The organism is Mesorhizobium sp. M0601, assembly GCF_040320845.1.
Classification (GTDB): Bacteria; Pseudomonadota; Alphaproteobacteria; order Rhizobiales; family Rhizobiaceae; genus Mesorhizobium.
In genome coordinates this window covers 19,590-35,896 of sequence record NZ_JAMYQK010000006.1, presented here as the reverse complement: position 1 = coordinate 35,896, position 16,307 = coordinate 19,590, and the positions used below count along the sequence as shown (strand labels likewise).

At 62.9% G+C, this 16,307-nt stretch carries 17 protein-coding genes; 6 read left to right on the top strand and 11 right to left on the bottom strand.

Annotation, left to right across the window (positions count from 1 at the left end; genetic code table 11):
- Positions 1-126 precede the first annotated feature (126 nt).
- The 3 genes from NKI41_RS08550 to NKI41_RS08540 form a co-directional block, all read right to left on the bottom strand.
- Positions 127-1,497: a glutamine synthetase family protein gene (locus tag NKI41_RS08550; RefSeq protein ID WP_352682479.1), complete on the bottom strand. Its 1,371-nt coding sequence runs from the start codon at positions 1,495-1,497 to the stop codon at positions 127-129.
- A 100-nt stretch (positions 1,498-1,597) separates the two neighbouring features.
- On the bottom strand, positions 1,598-3,160 hold the full coding sequence (locus NKI41_RS08545; RefSeq protein WP_352682477.1) for an amino acid permease: 1,563 nt from the start codon (positions 3,158-3,160) through the stop codon (positions 1,598-1,600).
- A 40-nt stretch (positions 3,161-3,200) separates the two neighbouring features.
- Positions 3,201-4,007 carry an N-formylglutamate amidohydrolase gene (locus NKI41_RS08540; RefSeq protein WP_352682475.1) on the bottom strand — a complete coding sequence of 269 codons (807 nt, stop codon included), beginning with the start codon at positions 4,005-4,007 and terminating at the stop codon, positions 3,201-3,203.
- 146 nt (positions 4,008-4,153) lie between these two features.
- On the opposite strand from NKI41_RS08540, the gene NKI41_RS08535 reads away from it, so the two are divergent.
- From NKI41_RS08535 to NKI41_RS08525, 3 genes are all read left to right on the top strand, one after another.
- Positions 4,154-4,981, top strand: a complete 828-nt coding sequence (locus tag NKI41_RS08535) for a MurR/RpiR family transcriptional regulator (protein ID WP_352682473.1) — start codon at positions 4,154-4,156, stop codon at positions 4,979-4,981.
- A gap of 507 nt (positions 4,982-5,488) precedes the next feature.
- Positions 5,489-6,304 carry an SDR family oxidoreductase gene (locus NKI41_RS08530; protein ID WP_352682471.1) on the top strand — a complete coding sequence of 272 codons (816 nt, stop codon included), beginning with the start codon at positions 5,489-5,491 and terminating at the stop codon, positions 6,302-6,304.
- Between the two features lie 39 nt (positions 6,305-6,343).
- Positions 6,344-6,838 carry a MaoC family dehydratase gene (locus tag NKI41_RS08525; RefSeq protein WP_031211357.1) on the top strand — a complete coding sequence of 165 codons (495 nt, stop codon included), beginning with the start codon at positions 6,344-6,346 and terminating at the stop codon, positions 6,836-6,838.
- A gap of 41 nt (positions 6,839-6,879) precedes the next feature.
- Here NKI41_RS08525 and NKI41_RS08520 read toward each other — a convergent pair whose 3' ends face one another.
- Complete coding sequence (locus NKI41_RS08520; protein ID WP_352682470.1) at positions 6,880-7,581, bottom strand: hypothetical protein; 702 nt, start codon at positions 7,579-7,581, stop codon at positions 6,880-6,882.
- Between the two features lie 189 nt (positions 7,582-7,770).
- Between NKI41_RS08520 and NKI41_RS08515 the strand changes: the two genes are divergently transcribed.
- Positions 7,771-8,412, top strand: a complete 642-nt coding sequence (locus NKI41_RS08515) for a TetR/AcrR family transcriptional regulator (protein WP_352469491.1) — start codon at positions 7,771-7,773, stop codon at positions 8,410-8,412.
- Positions 8,413-8,602: 190 nt separating this feature from the next.
- Positions 8,603-8,842 carry a DUF680 domain-containing protein gene (locus NKI41_RS08510; RefSeq protein ID WP_352682468.1) on the top strand — a complete coding sequence of 80 codons (240 nt, stop codon included), beginning with the start codon at positions 8,603-8,605 and terminating at the stop codon, positions 8,840-8,842.
- A gap of 102 nt (positions 8,843-8,944) precedes the next feature.
- Here NKI41_RS08510 and NKI41_RS08505 read toward each other — a convergent pair whose 3' ends face one another.
- From NKI41_RS08505 to NKI41_RS08480, 6 genes are read right to left on the bottom strand one after another with little or no spacing between them, the layout of a single operon-like run.
- Positions 8,945-9,169 carry a hypothetical protein gene (locus NKI41_RS08505; protein ID WP_023675341.1) on the bottom strand — a complete coding sequence of 75 codons (225 nt, stop codon included), beginning with the start codon at positions 9,167-9,169 and terminating at the stop codon, positions 8,945-8,947.
- A 53-nt stretch (positions 9,170-9,222) separates the two neighbouring features.
- The gene (locus NKI41_RS08500; RefSeq protein ID WP_352539384.1) at positions 9,223-9,801 is read right to left on the bottom strand and encodes a sarcosine oxidase subunit gamma; all 579 of its coding nucleotides are present in this window, start codon (positions 9,799-9,801) and stop codon (positions 9,223-9,225) included.
- On the bottom strand, positions 9,794-12,787 hold the full coding sequence (locus NKI41_RS08495) for a sarcosine oxidase subunit alpha (RefSeq protein WP_352682466.1): 2,994 nt from the start codon (positions 12,785-12,787) through the stop codon (positions 9,794-9,796). The genes NKI41_RS08500 and NKI41_RS08495 overlap by 8 nt, the downstream gene beginning before the upstream one ends.
- A complete protein-coding gene (locus NKI41_RS08490; RefSeq protein WP_023675338.1) occupies positions 12,784-13,080 on the bottom strand; it encodes a sarcosine oxidase subunit delta in 297 nt (98 codons plus the stop codon). The genes NKI41_RS08495 and NKI41_RS08490 overlap by 4 nt, the downstream gene beginning before the upstream one ends.
- Entirely contained in the window at positions 13,080-13,490 is a 411-nt protein-coding gene (locus NKI41_RS08485; RefSeq protein ID WP_352469486.1) for a hypothetical protein, read from the bottom strand. Before NKI41_RS08485 ends, NKI41_RS08490 begins: the two co-directional genes overlap by 1 nt.
- 7 nt (positions 13,491-13,497) lie before the next feature.
- Complete coding sequence (locus NKI41_RS08480; protein WP_352469485.1) at positions 13,498-14,751, bottom strand: sarcosine oxidase subunit beta; 1,254 nt, start codon at positions 14,749-14,751, stop codon at positions 13,498-13,500.
- A gap of 205 nt (positions 14,752-14,956) precedes the next feature.
- On the opposite strand from NKI41_RS08480, the gene NKI41_RS08475 reads away from it, so the two are divergent.
- Positions 14,957-15,325: a YrdB family protein gene (locus NKI41_RS08475; protein WP_352682464.1), complete on the top strand. Its 369-nt coding sequence runs from the start codon at positions 14,957-14,959 to the stop codon at positions 15,323-15,325.
- Positions 15,326-15,372: 47 nt separating this feature from the next.
- Here the strand turns inward: NKI41_RS08475 and NKI41_RS08470 are convergent, their stop codons facing one another.
- Positions 15,373-16,113 carry a hypothetical protein gene (locus NKI41_RS08470; protein WP_352682462.1) on the bottom strand — a complete coding sequence of 247 codons (741 nt, stop codon included), beginning with the start codon at positions 16,111-16,113 and terminating at the stop codon, positions 15,373-15,375.
- Between the last annotated feature and the right edge of the window lie 194 nt (positions 16,114-16,307).

Genomic DNA, 16,307 nt, shown 5'->3' with positions numbered 1-16,307 from the left:
CGCCTGCCGGCACCTTTTCCCGTATACTGACGGGGAGAAGGGACAAGCTCAGCGCCGGGCCCCCTCTCCCCCGTTCTTCACGGGAGAGGCTGAGGGTGAGGAGCGGCGCCAACGTTGCCAGATTATTCAATACCGCTCGAACCCCCTGTGCAGTTCCCAGTCCGTAATCCGGCGGTCGTACTCGAACTGTTCCCAGTGTGCCGTGTGGACGTAATGTTCCAGCACATCGTCGCCGAGCGCTTGCCTCAGCATTTTCGATTCCGCCAGCGTCGCGGTGGCGTCGCGCAATGTCTGTGGAATTTCAGGCAGCTGCGAGGCCTGGTAGGCATCGCCGACGAAGGGCTTCTGCAGCTCAAGCTTTTCATCGATGCCGGCGAGCCCGGCCGCGATCAGCGCGGCGAAAGCCAGATAGGGGTTCAAATCGGCGCCGCCGATGCGGCATTCCATGCGGATGCCCTTGGTGCCCTCGCCGCAAAGACGGAAGCCGGCGGTGCGGTTGTCCTCGCTCCACATGATCTTGGTCGGCGCAAACGTGCCGGCCTGGAAGCGCTTGTAGGAATTGATGTATGGCGCCAGGAACCAGGTGAATTCCTTGGCATATTTGAGCTGGCCGGCCGCCCATTGCTGGCCGAGTGTCGACAGCGTCCACTCGGCATTTTTGTCGTAGAACAACGGCGTCTTGCCGTCGGCGCTCCACAGCGAATTATGGATGTGGCTGGAATTGCCGGCGAGCCCGTAATTGTACTTGGCCATGAACGAGATCGCCTTGCCTTCGGACTCGGCGATTTCCTTGGCGCCGTTCTTCAGGATGACGTGGCGGTCGGCCATGTCGAGCGCCTCGGCGTAGCGGACATTGATCTCCTCCTGGCCTGGCCCCCACTCGCCCTTCGAATTCTCGATCGGGATGCCGGCCGCCTCCATCTCGTTGCGCAGCCGGCGCATGACGCCTTCTTCCTTGGTGGTGATGCCGATCTGGTAGTCGCCGATGTAGGGCGATGCCGTCTCGAGGCCCTGCCAGTGCTTCTTGCGGGCGGAATCGTAGGTTTCGCTGAACAGATAGAATTCGAGCTCGGAAGCGAAATAGCCGATATAGCCGCGATCCTGCAGCCGCTTGACCTGCTTCTTCAGCATGGCGCGCGGCGAATGCGCCAGGTCGTCATGGGTATGGTGGTCGAGCACGTCGCAGATCACCAGCGCCGTCTTCTCCAGCCACGGAACGCGCCGCAGCGTCGCAAGGTCCGGCTTCATGACGAAATCGCCATAACCCTTCGACCAGCTCGCCGCCTTGTAGCCGGGCACCGGTTCCATATCGATGTCTGCGGCCAAGAGATAGTTGCAGCCATGCGTCTCGTCATGCGCGGAATCGACGAAATAGCGGGCCAGGAACCGCTTTCCCGCGAGCCGCCCCTGCATGTCGACGATGCAGGCCAGCACCGTGTCGACCTCGCCGCCGGAGACCGCCTGCTTCAACTGATCGAACGAGAAATTTCCGGCCATTCCTTTGGCACTCCAGCGCTTGTCGTTTCGGGCTTGTCACTTTGAAAAGGAAACGGAAACCCATGGCCGGCACGATGCCGGCCATGGTCATGAGAGGGGGTCAGGCGCCGGCTTCGCCTATGGCTAGCTCGGCTGCCTTGATCGCCGCCTGGCGCTTCGCGATCTGGTCGCCGATGGGCGGACCCTGGAAGCGGCGGTTCTCGAAACCGAACCAAAGCACCGCGGTCAGCACGATGAAGCCCAGGGTGATATAGAGCACCTTGTCGTTCGGCGGCTGGATGGCGATGTAGAAGATGATCGCCATGCCGATGATCGACAGGATGCAAAACAGCTTGAACAGGCCGGCGCCGAGATTCCATGGGCCGGGATTCGGCCATTTCGCCGTTCCGAAAGCCGTCATGCCGAGCGCGATCGGAATGGTGAAGGACAGGAACAGGAACACCAGCGTCGAATTGACAACGATGGTGTAGATGTTGGTGCCGCCGATCGAAATGAACTGGGCAAGAAAGACATAGATGATCTCGAGGATCGCAGCGGTCCAGATGGCATTGACCGGCGTGCGCCAGGTTGGGCTGACTTTGGCGAGCCCGGCCGAACCGACCGGCATGCCGCCGTCGCGAGAGAACGCAAACAGCATGCGCGAGGCCGAGGTCACCGTGGCGAGGCCGCAGAGGAACTGCGAGATCAGGATTGCCAGATAGAGCAGTTCTTTCAGCCAGCCCGGTAGGATTGCATCCATTGTCGAGAAGAATACGCTCCAGCCCTGCTTGGCGCCTGCCGCCAAGTCCGGAATTGCCAGAACGATCGCGCAGACCATCGCCCAGCCGATAAGCGACGACCAGAGCACGGACGAAATGATCGCCCGCGGAACGGAATGCGCTGCCTTCAGCGTTTCTTCCGAAGTATGCGCCGACGCATCATATCCGGTGATGGTGTAGACCGGCAGCAGCAGGCAGAGCAGGAACAGGTAGCTCATGGAATCCGACTGTGGGAAGACACCGCCGCCGGCATCACCCGAATAGTTGGTGAAGGTCCACAGCCGCGTGATGTCGATTGCGGGCGCAAACACCAGGCAGGCAATGATCAGCACAGCTGTTGCGCCAAGGATCAGGAAGCCGGAAGCGTCAGTCAGCATGGCGGTCAGCTTGATGCCGAAGTGATTACAGAGCGCCTGGATCGCGGTGATGACGGCAACAAATCCGACAATCTCGCCCGGAGTACCGGTAATGCCGAACCAGCTCCCGAACGTTCCGACGAAGAAGAAAGCAGTACCGATGTTGATGGCGCCGAGCACGGTGATCAGGCCGAGCAGATTGAGCCATGCGGTGAGCCAGCCAGTGAAACGGTTCCCCAGGATGGATGCCCAGTGATAGAGGCCGCCGGCGGTCGGAAATGCAGAGGCGATCTGGGCCATGGCGAGCGCGAAAAATCCCGAAACCATGCACCCGACGATCCAGCCGATGCCAGCGCCGGCGCCACCGATGGACGACGTCGCTTGCGCGAAGGAATTGATGCCGCCTGAGAGGATGCAGATGATCGAGAACGAGATCGCGAAATTCGAGAAGCGGCTCATGCTTCGCGACAGTTCCTGAGCATAGCCCATTCCGTGGAGAACTTTCAGGTCCTCCTTCTTGTCAACTTCGCTGTAACCCGGTGCTACCATTTTAAAGTCCCCTTTTGGTTTCTTAGCTGGCCGATTGAACTTACTTTCCGACGGCGCTTGGTCTGGAGGCCTTGGCCGCTTCGGGCTCCAGATTGAGAAAAATACCGGTGAGCAGATCCGCCCATTTCCGCTGCCCGGCCGCGCCGGCGATCTCGTCGTTGCGGATTTCAATCATTGCGCAGGGCAGCCCGCGCGAGCGCGCATGGCGTTCCAGCGTGAAATAGACCCGGTCGGCCGGCGAATAGGGTTCGTTGACGCCGACGCTGACGCCGGCAAGCCGCTTCAGTGTCGCGATCAGCGGCGCCGCCAGCCGGCGATCCTCGTCGTGGATGATGCCGATGTGCCAGGGCCGGCTTTTGCCTTTGTAGAGCGGCGTGAAGGAATGGATCGAGACCAGCCTGGTCTCCCGCCCGGCCGCCAGGCGCTCGTCGATGACCGTTGCGATCCGCTCGTGAAACGGTCGCCACGCCAGCGCGATGCGCGCCTCCCGCTGGTCGGCGGAAAGTCCCTGGTTGGCCGGGACCACGGTTTTTTCGCTGGCGCTGACCGTCACTATCAGGTCCGGCGCGTCGAGCGGGCGGTTGCAGTCGATGATGAGCCGCGAGATGCAGGTCTCGACCAGCGTCGCATCGAGCGCCTCGGCCATGCGGCGCGCCACCGGCAAGGCGCCGGGATCCCAGGCGATGTGGCGGGAAAGTTCCTCGGCGGCAAGGCCGAGCGTTCCGAATTCCGGTGGAAGGAAATTGGAGGCGTGGTCGCAGGTCAGCACGAAAGGGCTTGATCCGCCGGGGTTCGTCACCCTTACGGTTTCAGGCGATGCAAGGCTGGCGGGCCGTGCTGTCTCCATTGTCTGCTGTCCCCGGGGAGCGCTGTATCGTATGTTACGTATTTTGCCTCATTGCGTCCCTGCGGATGATTTCATACAGTTTGGCCGGCTTTGTCAAACGCGATTTCGATAATGCGCTAACGGCACGGCCAGGGTGGGGAAAAAGCATGGTTTCGAGCATTGCCGAACTGATCTCCGACCGTATCGGCACCATGCCGGCCGGCGAGCGGCGCGCAGCGCAAGCGCTGATCGCCAGCTATCCGCTGATCGGGCTGAAGACAGTCGCCGAATTCTCGGCTACGGCCGGCGTATCATCGCCGACGATCCTGCGTTTCGTCGCCCGGCTCGGCTTCCAGAACTATCCGGAATTCCAGTCGGCGCTGCAAGACGAGCTGGCGGCGCAATTGCAGTCGCCGGCCTCGCGCACGCTCAATCCGCCATCGCAGGGCGGCAGCGCCGTGTCGCCGATGCTGGAGGCGACCCTCGACAACATGCGCGAGACATTCCGGCATCTCTCGGACAAACAGCTTGCCGACATCGTCGCCAAGCTAGCCGACCGGCGCGGCAAGACATTCCTGATCGGCGGCCGCTTCACCGACCCGCTGGCGCGCTACATGGCCGCCCACCTCGCCATCATCCAGCCCAACGTTTTTCACCTCGGCGGGCAGGAAAGCGTCTGGCGCGACCGACTGATCGACATGGGCAAGCGCGACGTGCTGGTGATCTTCGACATCAGGCGCTACCAGGACAGCTTGGTCCGTTTCGCCGAGACGGCCAACCAGCGCGGCGTGCAGATCGTGCTGTTTACCGACCAGTGGCTGTCGCCGATCGCCCGCTTCGCCCGCCATGTCATCGCCGGGCGCACCGCCGTGCCTTCGGCCTGGGACTCATCCGCCGCGCTTTTCGTCGTTGCCGAAGCCCTGATCGGCGCGGTCACAAGGCAGCTCGAAGCCGACGGCGCCAAACGCATCCGCGAACTGGAAAGCCTGCGGTAGAGCTCCTCCGGAAAGGCACGCCTTTCGCTTCGGTCTAGTCCACTAGAAAACTGATCATCTGCAGGATCAGGATCAGCAAAAGGACGCCAAAGACAGTCGCAACCACCGCTGCCAGCAGGACGGTGCGTTGTTTCTTACCCATGGCTTTCCCCCCCGACAGCATAGTCCCCGTCCACGACTGCGAATATCAGTCCCGCCCCACTGCTCGGCCACCTCCCAACTCCTCAAGACCCGCCTGCGGCTTGGGCGGAGGAGTAATGACGACTGGTTCACGTGCGAAATGAACCGCTTACCAAGGTGCTCGCTAACGGGCACGGCCGCATCATTCATCCGACCCATGTCACGGCCGAATGACCACCTTGCATTTCGGGCTTAACCATTCAGCCGCTAAGCGTGCCCCACTCCAGCTACTTTACCCATGGCAAGCATGATCGAAGTTCGGCTAACCTTGTCGACGTGAAGCCGCTTCCTTGAACCAAAGCGCGGTGAACTGCGCGGAGGAATTCGATGAGCTATCTGGACGAGCTGTTCTCAGTCGCCGGCAAGACGGCGCTGGTCACCGGCGCCGCGACCGGCATCGGCCGCATGGCGGCGACCGCTCTGGTCATGGCCGGCGCCTCGGTGATGATTGCCTCGCGCAAGGGCGAGGACTGCGCCAAGGTTGCCGGCGAGTTGAACGGACTTGGCGCATCCGGCCGGGCGGAAGGTTTTGCCGGCGACGTCTCCAGCGAGGCCGGCATTGCGGCGCTTGTGGCCGAGGTCAGGGCGCGGACCGAGCGGCTGCATATCCTGGTCAACAATGCCGGCATCTCCTGGGGCGCGCCGCTGGAAAGCTTTCCCTACCATGCCTGGGCCAAGGTGTTCGGCGTCAACGTCACCGCGGTTTTCCACCTGACGCGCGAATTGCTGCCTCTGCTCGAAGCCGCCGCCAGCGACGCCGACCCGGCCCGGGTGATCAATCTTGGATCGGTGATGGGCACGCAGCCTTTGGCCGAAGACGCTTACTCCTACTCGGCCTCGAAGGCCGCGGTTCACCACCTGACGCGCATCCTGGCGATCGAGTTCGCCGCCCGCCGCATCACCGTCAACGCCTTTGCGCCTGGCCCTTTCCGGAGCCGGATGACGGCCTTCGCCACCGGCACCGAGGACCAAGCAAGACATATCGGCAACCACGTTCCGATCGGCCGCATCGGCGCACCGGATGACATTGCCGGCGCAACGCTCTATTTGTGCAGCCGGGCCGGCAGCTATGTCACCGGCGCCATCCTGCCGATCGATGGCGGGCAGTCGGTGCAACACGGGCTGACATTGTTCAAGGAATGAGACGCACGCCATCCGGCGAGTGAAATGCCGGGGGTGAAGATGGAGGACATCAGCGTGGAACCGATCAGTCTCGATGTGCTTCTGGCCAACGTCGGCAAGGAAGTCGGCGTGTCGCCATGGCGGGTCGTCACCCAGCGCATGATCGACCAGTTCGCCGATGCCACCGACGACCATCAGTTCATCCATTGCGATCCGGAACGTGCCAGCCGCGAAACGCCGTTCGGCGGCACCATCGCGCATGGCTTCCTGTCGCTTTCGCTGTTGTCGGCGATGACCTTCGAAACCATGCCGCCGCTGGAAAACAGCAAAATGGGCGTCAATCACGGCTTCGATTCGCTGCGCTTCCTGGCGCCGGTGAAGACCGGCTCGCGCATCCGCACCCGTTTCGTGCTGGCCGACGTCAAGGTCAGGCCGTCGGGGTGGGTGCAGACGGCGCACGACGTGACGATCGAGATCGAGGGCTCGAAAAAACCGGCGCTGACCGCGCGCTGGCTGACGCTGACGCTGATCGAACGCCAGCCGGAAGCGGTCTGACTCTCGTCGGGCGGAGAAGCCCAAATCTATCTGTGCCAAATCTATTTGGCTTCGGCCGCGACGTACTTCATGTGACGGCTGACCTGCAGCGCAATGTAGACGACCAGTGAACAACCGATTGGGAACACGATCTCGTTGAGGCCGGTTGCGATCGCCTGCGGCATTGCGAGAGCAGCGTCGTTCGTCGCGGCCGTCTCGATGGTCAGCACCGTGATGCCGCCGCCGAATACCGCGCCTATCAGGGCGCCTGCCAGCGCGAAATGGAGCGGACGCGGTTCTTCCTTCGATGCCAGCGACGCCAGTGCCCAGCCGAGCAGCCCGTATTCGATCGCCCGCAGCACACCGAGCGTCGTGAGCGACAGGATGGCCGGCTTTGCCGCCGCGTCCAGCGCGCTGACCATAACCTTTTGCGTCCCTTTGGCGATGCCCATCGCCAGTGGCGCCGAAATCGCACCGATCAGGCCACCGAGCGAGGCTCGCACCTTGGTGAGCGCCGTGCCGAGGCTGACGCCGGCGCAGACGAAGAACGACCAGGTCACGCCTTGCGCCAGTTCGATCAGAACCTGCGTCGTCGCCGGGTAGGCACCTGCCGCAAATCTGACGGTCAGAATGAGAGCTTCCATGGCGAAGCCGAGCGCGATCGCCAGCCATGCGACCATGACGACGCGCCTGAGCGCCATCCTGGCGCGATGAGAAAGCGGGTCCACGTCCGGCACGCCGGACGAAAGCTCAGTTCCGGTCATAACGGCCTCCCGAAACGAAATTTTTGCAGAGCCGCGAATTAGTCTTCGTCTGTAACAGTCCGATGTTGCCGGCTTTATTGCCTGGTTACATCGTTTTGTGAGGTCAAGCCTCTGCTTCACACCGCCCTTGCCCGACGCCGTACAGCGTATATATGCTGCATCCAGCATCAGTCATAAGGCAGTAGAAAGTTGCAGCTAAGCGTCCAGGAGCGCCGCGAAAAACAAAAGGCCGAACTGCGTTCCGAACTTGTCGACGCCGCGCACAAGCTTGTCCAGGAAGAAGGCTATGACGGCCTCACCATCCGCAAGCTCGCCAAGCGCGTCGGCTATGCGCCGATGTCGGTCTATTCCTATTTCGCCGACAAGCAGGACATCCTGTTCGCGCTGGCCGAGGACGCCTTCGAGACCCTGGCCAGGCGCATCGCAAATCATACGGCCGACGACCCGATCGAGGCGCTCAAGGCGGTGCTTGTCGAATACGCCGCCTTCGGGCTGGAAAATCCCAACGAGTACCGCACCGTCTTCATGACCGAAAAAGTCAAGCCGCCGACCGGCAAGACCTTTGCCGAGATGGAAGGCGGCAACCCGGCGATGAAAGTGCTGATCGAGAGGGTCGAAGCCTGCGTTGCCGCCGGCAGGCTCAAAGGCGATCCACGCGCCATCGCCACCATGCTGTGGGCGGTCGGCCACGGCGCCATCTCGCTGCTGATCACCTTCCCGTTCTACCCGTTCGGCGACCAGACGACGTTCATCACACGGATCGGCGACATCATGCTCGAAGCCATCGCCGCGCACGAGATTGCGCCGCTCACGCCGCCGGTCAACTGCTGAAGAGCGGCGCTCCTCCCGATCTGCAGGATCTTCTCCGAACGATCCGCGCTGCGGCGCCGAGCGTTCTGCAATCCCTGCGCTCAATTTCTCCGTACATGTACGATTTTGCTTGAACTCCATAAGTCTTGGGCGTATCTGTACGCAATGCCGTACATGTACGAATCCAATAACTGGAAACCGGAGACCGACGATGAAGAAGGCAATCCTTACGCTCGCCGCCCTGCTGGCGCTCTCTGGCGCCGCATTTGCCGGCAGCAATCAGTCAGGCAAGCAAGAAGTGACCTGCATCGATACCAAGACCGGTGCGAAGCTTGATTGCGCGCCGACCGGATCGCTTGAAAAGACGGACGCCGCGGCCCACAAGGCCGGCAGCAAGGGCCCGAGGCTCGGCATCGGCATCGACCCGTGGATCGTGCCAAGCAGCTTCTGAGCCGATCGGGCGACAACACGCGGTGATGAACCGAAAGGGCGGCAGCAATTACCGGCCGCCCATCGTGCTGCCTCAGCCCTGCTTTTTGTCACCCCGCGCAGATCACTTCTTGCGCTTCTGTCCCACCACGCTTTTGGGCTTGCCGGGTCTTGCCGGTGCGCCGGGAATGGCCGTTCCGGTGATCGACACCGGATCGCTGGCCGGGAATGTATCCTCGAGGCCTTCCTCGAGTTCCTCTTCGATATCCGTCCCAGTGCGCTGCTCGTCTTCGAAAGAGCGCACGGCCGGCGTCTTGACCGGCGACTTCGGCGCGGAGTTCGGCGGCATTTGCGTTCTCCCTCGGCTCGCTGTCGCAGAACGGGCGGGCGCGGCGAACATGCCTATGCTGCCGCGTCGCGCGCCGCCTCCGACAGAAAAGTAAAGACATAATCGGAAAAGGAACGCCAGCATTCGACGCGGAACGCGTCGGCCGCCGTGCGCAACAGCACGATTTCGACCTTGCCGAGAATGGTACGCGACGCCGCCCCGACCGGAAAGACGTCGAGCGACAGATCCTGCGGGCAGCCGGCATTGATCGTCGCCGCGGCAGCCGGACCGGTAACCGATATGGCGACGTTGCGGTGCGAGATGCCGACCGCCGAATGCAGTACGGAAATGCTGGCGCAGTCGGCGAGCGGATCTTTTCCGCTCTCGTCGATGACCAGCCATTCGTCCGGCCCGAGCCACAAGGCCGTGCGTCCGGCCTTTGCCGCCGAGGTTTTCGGCCTTTGCGGCAGGACGACGCCGAGCGCTTTCGAAAGTGCCGCAATCGAGGCTTCCGGCGCGCGCAGCGATATGCGCTCGGCCGGCGGCAGCACGGCAAGTGTAACGCCGGCGGCGGAAAGCGACTGGCCGGCGAGAGCTGGACGGCGTTCGACTGAGGGTCCGGCGGCGTCGGTTTTCAAAGCGGCTTTAGCCATTGAGGCGCTCCCCCTTCTCGTCGAAGAACACCATGCCGGTGACCTCCACCTCGATCATCCCGTCCGGCATCGGCACATAGAGCGTCTCGCCCGTGCGATCGCGGCCGCCAGCGACCAGCCCCAGCGCGATCGAGCGGCCGCAATTTTGCGACCAATAGCTCGAGGTGACATGGCCAATCATCTTCATCGGGATTGCCTGCTTCGGGTCCGCGACGATCTGCGCGCCCTCCTCCAGCACCACCTTGGGATCCCTGGTCTTCAGGCCGACAAGCTGCTTGCGGCCCTTGGCGACCAGGTCCGGCCGCGCCATGCCGCGAATGCCGACGAAATCGGTCTTCTTCTTGCCGACGGCCCAGTCGAGCCCGGCATCGTTCGGCGTCACCGTCCCGTCGGTATCCTGGCCGACGATGATGTAGCCCTTTTCGGCGCGCAGCACATGCATCGACTCGGTGCCGTAGGCACAGGCTCCGTGCTTCTGGCCCTCGGCCCATAGCGCTTCCCAGACCGCCTCGCCATAATCGGCCGGCACGTTGACCTCGAAGCCGCGCTCACCGCTGAACGACATGCGAAACAGCCTTGTCGGCACGCCGCAGATCCTGCCTTCGCGCACCGACATATGCGGCAGCGCCTCATCCGACATGTCGATGCCCTCGACCAGCGGCGCAATGATGTCGCGAGACTTCGGTCCCTGCACGGCAATCACCGCCCACTGCTCGGTGATCGAGGTCAGCCAGACGTTGAGATGCGGGAACTCGGTCTGGAGATAGTCTTCCATATGGTTCATGACCCGCGGCGCGCCGCCCGTCGTCGTCGTCACATGGAAACGGTCGGGTGCAAGCCTGCCGACGACACCGTCGTCATAGATGAAGCCGTCCTCGCGCAGCATGATGCCGTACCGGCAGCGGCCGGGCTCGAGCTTCTCCCATGGATTGGTGTAGAGCAGTTCCATGAATTTGGCCGCATCCGGCCCGACCACCTCGATCTTGCCCAGCGTCGAGGCGTCAAACAGGCCGGCCGTCTTGCGCACCGTCACGCATTCGCGGTCGACGGCGGCATGTATGTCCTCGCCCGGCTTCGGGAAATACCAGGCGCGCTTCCACTGGCCGACATCCTCGAATACAGCGCCCTGGCGCTCGGTCCAGGGATGGATCGCCGTCTTGCGGGTCGGGTCGAACAGGGGACCCCGCGCGTGGCCGACGATCGAGCCGAATGTCACCGGCGTATAGGGCGCGCGGAACGTCGTCAGCCCGACCTGCGGGATCGGCTTGCCCAACGTCTCGGCGGCAATCGCCAGGCCGTGCATGTTGGAGGTCTTGCCCTGGTCGGTCGCCATGCCATTGGTGGTGAAGCGCTTGACGTGCTCGATCGAGCGCATGCCCTCGTGCACTGCCTGGCGGATGTCCTTGGCGGTGACGTCGTTCTGGAAGTCGACAAAGGCCTTGACCGTCGTATCCGATCCGGCACCGGGTGCTGCACCCAGCATGCCGCGCGACCAGCTCTCGCCGGCGTCGACCTTCGGCTTGGAGCCCTTGGCCGGCCTGCTGCCGGCGTCCTTGGCCGCCTTGGCGCCCGCTGCATAGGCCTCGTCGATCGTCGCCGACAGCCCGTCGGTACCGTTGCAGGCGCCGACCGAGACGCAGTCCTGCGCATAAATTCCGGGCACGAAGCGCTTGGTCTCGTCATTGAAGGCGACCTTGCCGCGCGATTGCGAGAACAGATGCACCGATGGCGTCCAGCCGGCCGACATCAGAATCGCGTCAACCGGGATGGTGCGCTCGCCGCCGCCATTCTTCGGCTGCACGGTCATCGACGACACCCGCAATTTGCCGCCGGCGCGGATCACCGCGCGGCCGAAATTGACCTCGATGCCGAGCGCCCTCGCCTCGTCGATCGCCGGCCCGGTCGGGTTGTCGCGCAGGTCGACGATCGCCGCTATGTTGATGCCGGCCTTTTTCAGGTCGATCGCCGCCGCATAGGCGGAATCGTTCGCCGTATAGACGCCGATATTCCTGCCGACGGCGACGCCGTAATGGTTGAGATAGGTGCGCGCCGCCGACGCCAGCATGATGCCCGGCCGGTCGTTGTCGGCAAACACCATGTGGCGCTCGATGGCGCCGGTCGCCAGTACCACGCGTTTAGCGCGAACCTGCCACAGCCGCTCGCGCGGCAGGTCGCGGCCGGGGTTCTGCAGATGGTCGCTGACGCGCTCGACCAGCCCGACGAAATTCTGCGCGTAATAGCCGAAGGCCGTGGTACGCGGCAGCACGCGGACATTGTCCATCGCGCTCAACTTGGCGAGAGCCGATTGCGCCCAGGAAAAACCGTCCTGGCCTTCGATCTTCGCGCCGCTCTCGAAGCGCAGGCTGCCGCCGAATTCCGCCTGCTCGTCGGCAAGGATGACGCGCGCGCCGGTCTCGGCCGCGGCCAATGCCGCGGCGATGCCCGCGGCACCGCCGCCAAGCACCAGCACCTCGCAATGGGCGAAGCGCGCCGAATAGTGGTCGGGATCCGGCTGGTCAGGAGCGACGCCAAGACCGGCGGCGGCGCGGATCTTGGGTTCGTAGAGGTTTTTCCACGCAGCCTTCGGCCACATGAAGGTCTTGTAGTAGAAGCCGGCCGAAAGCATCGGCGAGGCAATGCTGCTGACTGCACCAATGTCGAAAGCGAGCGACGGCCAGCGGTTCTGCGATTGTGCGGTCAATCCGTCATAGAGCTCCTGCACCGTGGCACGCACGTTCGGCGTCTTGCGTGCCGCGTCGCGCTTGATCTCGACCAGCGCGTTCGGCTCTTCGGCGCCGGCCGACAGAAAACCGCGCGGCCGGTGGTACTTGAACGAGCGGCCGACGAGATGGACGCCGTTTGCAAGCAGCGCCGAGGCCAACGTATCGCCCTCGATGCCGGTATAGGGGCGGCCGTCGAAGCTGAAGCCAGCTATCTTTGCCTGTTTGAGCCGCCCGGCGCCGGCAATGCGGAACGTGGCGCTCATTTGGCGGCTCCCGGCAGCTTTACGGGCTTCGGTTCGCCCGCCTTGTAGGTCATCAGGAACCTGTCGCTGACGGTGTCGCGCACGGCATTGAAGAACCGCGCGCAGCCATGCATGTGCCGCCAGCGCTCATAGATGATCCCCTTGGGATTGGAACGGATGAAAAAGAACTTTTCAAAATCGTCGTCGCTCTCGCTGGCGATGTTTGGGGAACGCGCGATATGCGCCTCGCCGGCGTTGCGGAATTCGAGCTCCGGACGCTCTTCCTCGCAATAGGGGCAGCGGATGAGAAGCATCAATCGACTTTCTTGGATTTGGTCGACCCATCATGTGCAGAGCCGTCATGTCTGCCACGATTGGTCACAACATTTTCTTCGGCAGGGCGGTCTTCGACGAGCAATCCTACCGCGCGCAAATTCACTTTGGCTCGATCGACATCAGCTTGCGTTCGTGGTCCAGAGAAGGTTCTTGGGGAACCGATATTCAGAAACGCGTTTTTGAGTATTTTCGGTATGGCAAACGCCCACACGCAGAAAAAAGTAAGTACGCCCACAACTACAAACATGGCCAACATGACGGGATCGACCCCGTTAGCCTCATACCCGACTATTCGAACCAAAATCTCCCTGACCACCAACAGCATGAAGAGCACCGTGACGCCCACGAGGGCCAAGCCGAAAAGCATGGTGTGAGTCTTGCGCGTCATTTCGGCTTCAGTGCGCCACCGCTGCCGCCGCCGCCTCGTCGATGAGGCGGCCGGTGCGGAAGCGCTCGATGGTGAAGGGCGCGTTGATCGGGTGCGGATCGTCTCTGGCGATCGTATGGGCAAAGACATGGCCCGAACCCGGCGTCGCCTTGAAGCCGCCTGTGCCCCAGCCGCAATTGACATAGAGGCCGGGCACCGGCGTCTTGGCCAGGATCGGCGAACGGTCCGGCGTCACATCGACGATGCCGCCCCATGAGCGCAGCATCTTCATGCGCGTGAAGATCGGGAACATCTCGCAGATGGCGTCCAGCGTATGCTGCAAAATGTGCAGCCCGCCGGTCTGCGAATAGGAGACATATTGGTCGGTGCCGGCGCCGATGACCAGTTCGCCCTTGTCGGACTGCGAGATATAGGCATGCACGGTGTTCGACATGACAACGCAGGGCACCACCGGCTTGACCGGCTCCGACACCAGCGCCTGCAGCGGATAGCTTTCCAGCGGCATGCGCACGCCGGCCATGTTCATGATCACCGATGAGTGCCCGGCGGCAACCACGCCGACCTTCCTGGCACCGATGAAGCCGCGCGTCGTCTCGACACCGGTGACCGCGCCGTTCGGCGCCCGTTTGACGCCGGTGACCTCGCAATTCTGGATGATGTGGACGCCGCGCGCCGAGGCGCCGCGCGCATAGCCCCAGGCGACGGCATCGTGCCGCGCCGTGCCGCCGCGGCGCTGCAGGGAGGCGCCCATCACCGGATAGCGCGCATTGCGCGAAATGTTGAGCGGCGGGCAGAATTCCTTGGCCTGCTCCGGCGTCAGCCATTCATTGTCGATGCCGTTCAGCCGGTTGGCATGGACGTGCCGCTTCAGGACCTGGATGTCATGGATGTTATGGGCGAGCATCATGACGCCGCGCGGCGAATACATGACGTTGTAGTTGAGCTCCTGGCTGAGCCCGTCCCACAGCTTCAGCGCATGGTCGTAGATGCCGGCGCTTTCGTCATAGAGATAATTGGAACGGATGATGGTGGTGTTGCGGCCGGTATTGCCGCCGCCCAGCCAGCCTTTTTCCAATACCGCGACGTTGGTGATGCCGTGCACGGTGGCGAGATAATAGGCGGTGGCCAGGCCGTGGCCGCCGGCGCCGACGATGATGACGTCGTACTCCTTCTTCGGCTCCGGTGAGGACCATTGTTCCTCCCAGCCCTTGTGACCGCGCATGGCCTCGCGGGCGATGGCGAATACCGAGTATTTCTTCAACGTCGCAGGCCTCGCAAATGACGGCCGGGCATTCACTCGAACGCCGGCGCGCGAGCTGTATCACTAGCGAAACGGCGCTGCCAGCCTTGCACTGTTTGCGACGGCGCTTGCCGTTTTGCGCCGTGGTGAAAAAGCCGCATCCGGGCAGGTTGATGCAATTGCCTTCCACCGCTATCCGTCGCCTGACGATCGGAGGATTATGGCGGTGGCTAACGTCTGGTGGAACCTGACATTGCGCTTCTTGCTGGAGCTCGCCGCTTTGCTCGGCCTCGGCATGGCGGGCTGGAGCCTCTCAGCGGGCATGTGGAGTTGGATCCTTGCCGTGGCATTGCCGTTCGTTGCCGCCGCGCTCTGGGGAGTCTTCGCGGTGCCGAACGATCCGAGCCGCTCGGGGCGGGCGCCGGTTCCGGTGCCGGGCGGTTTGCGGCTGGTGCTCGAACTCGCCGTCCTGTTCGGCGGCGCTGCCGGATTCCACCTGGCCGGTTACACGACAGCCGGCATTGCCGTCGCCCTTCTGATCGCCGTCAGCTACGCATTTTCGCTCGATCGGCTCGGCTGGCTGCTCAGGCAATAGTCGCCTTGCACCGTTTGCGACGGCGCTTGCCGTTTTGCGCCGTGCTTTCACTGATCGCTGTTCTGAGCTTCGCCTTTTGACGGGTCAGCCGGAGCACGCTTCAGGATGCACGGCCCGATTGCATAGATCGGCCGCAAATAACCCTCACGGCAATCGGCGGCGATTTTACGAATTTCCGCATCGTCTGACTGCTCCACCATGGCCACGAAGCGCTCGATGATCACCTGGCGCGGCCTGATAGCCACTGCCGCAGCAAAGCGCCTCAACACGGCATCCGGATGCGCGAGCAACCGTGGCAGGTCCTTGGTGCTCGGCATGTTATATTGACCATAAGCATTGACCAGTGTCTTGAAAGCCGAGTCCGGACGCAGGGTAGCGGCATTTTCCACCGCAAGCCTTAGCTGCCAGCGCTCCGCAAGGCAGATGAACTGGATGACCCCCCACCGCACACCGGCATGTTCGTCATCCAGCCGCAGCATGAGGCGACCGAGAACGGCTCCATCGGCCGGCGTCGTGCATCCCAGAAGCGCCTCGATCGCGTCGAACCGGATACCCGAAGATTCACTGTCGAGCAGATCGGCGATCTCCGCGACGACGCAATTCATCTTGTAACTCATTTTGGAATTGGCTTCGGCCACCAAGTACGCGGCGGCGGCCTGCGTATGAAGGTTGCCGGACGTCAGCAGCGGCCGGAGGTTTTCTAACGGGAAGCCTTTGCCAAATGCCGATTGAAGAGCGGACGTCAACTCGCTGTCGCCCTCGAAGCCGGGGGCCAACAACTTGCTCATTATGTCTTGGGGGGTCATTGGAATGGGTGGCGCGTCCACCCGCGAGTTTTGGATGACGATCCGTAGCCTGGTGGCAAGCGGACGTCAAGAAGGGCTGTCGAGGGCAGCGCAGGTATCGGGTGGCTCGCGCCGGCCCGATTTGCGACCAAGCATCCCGATTGCCGGCAAAATCCGGCGCGAAAGAAGGATGCAGA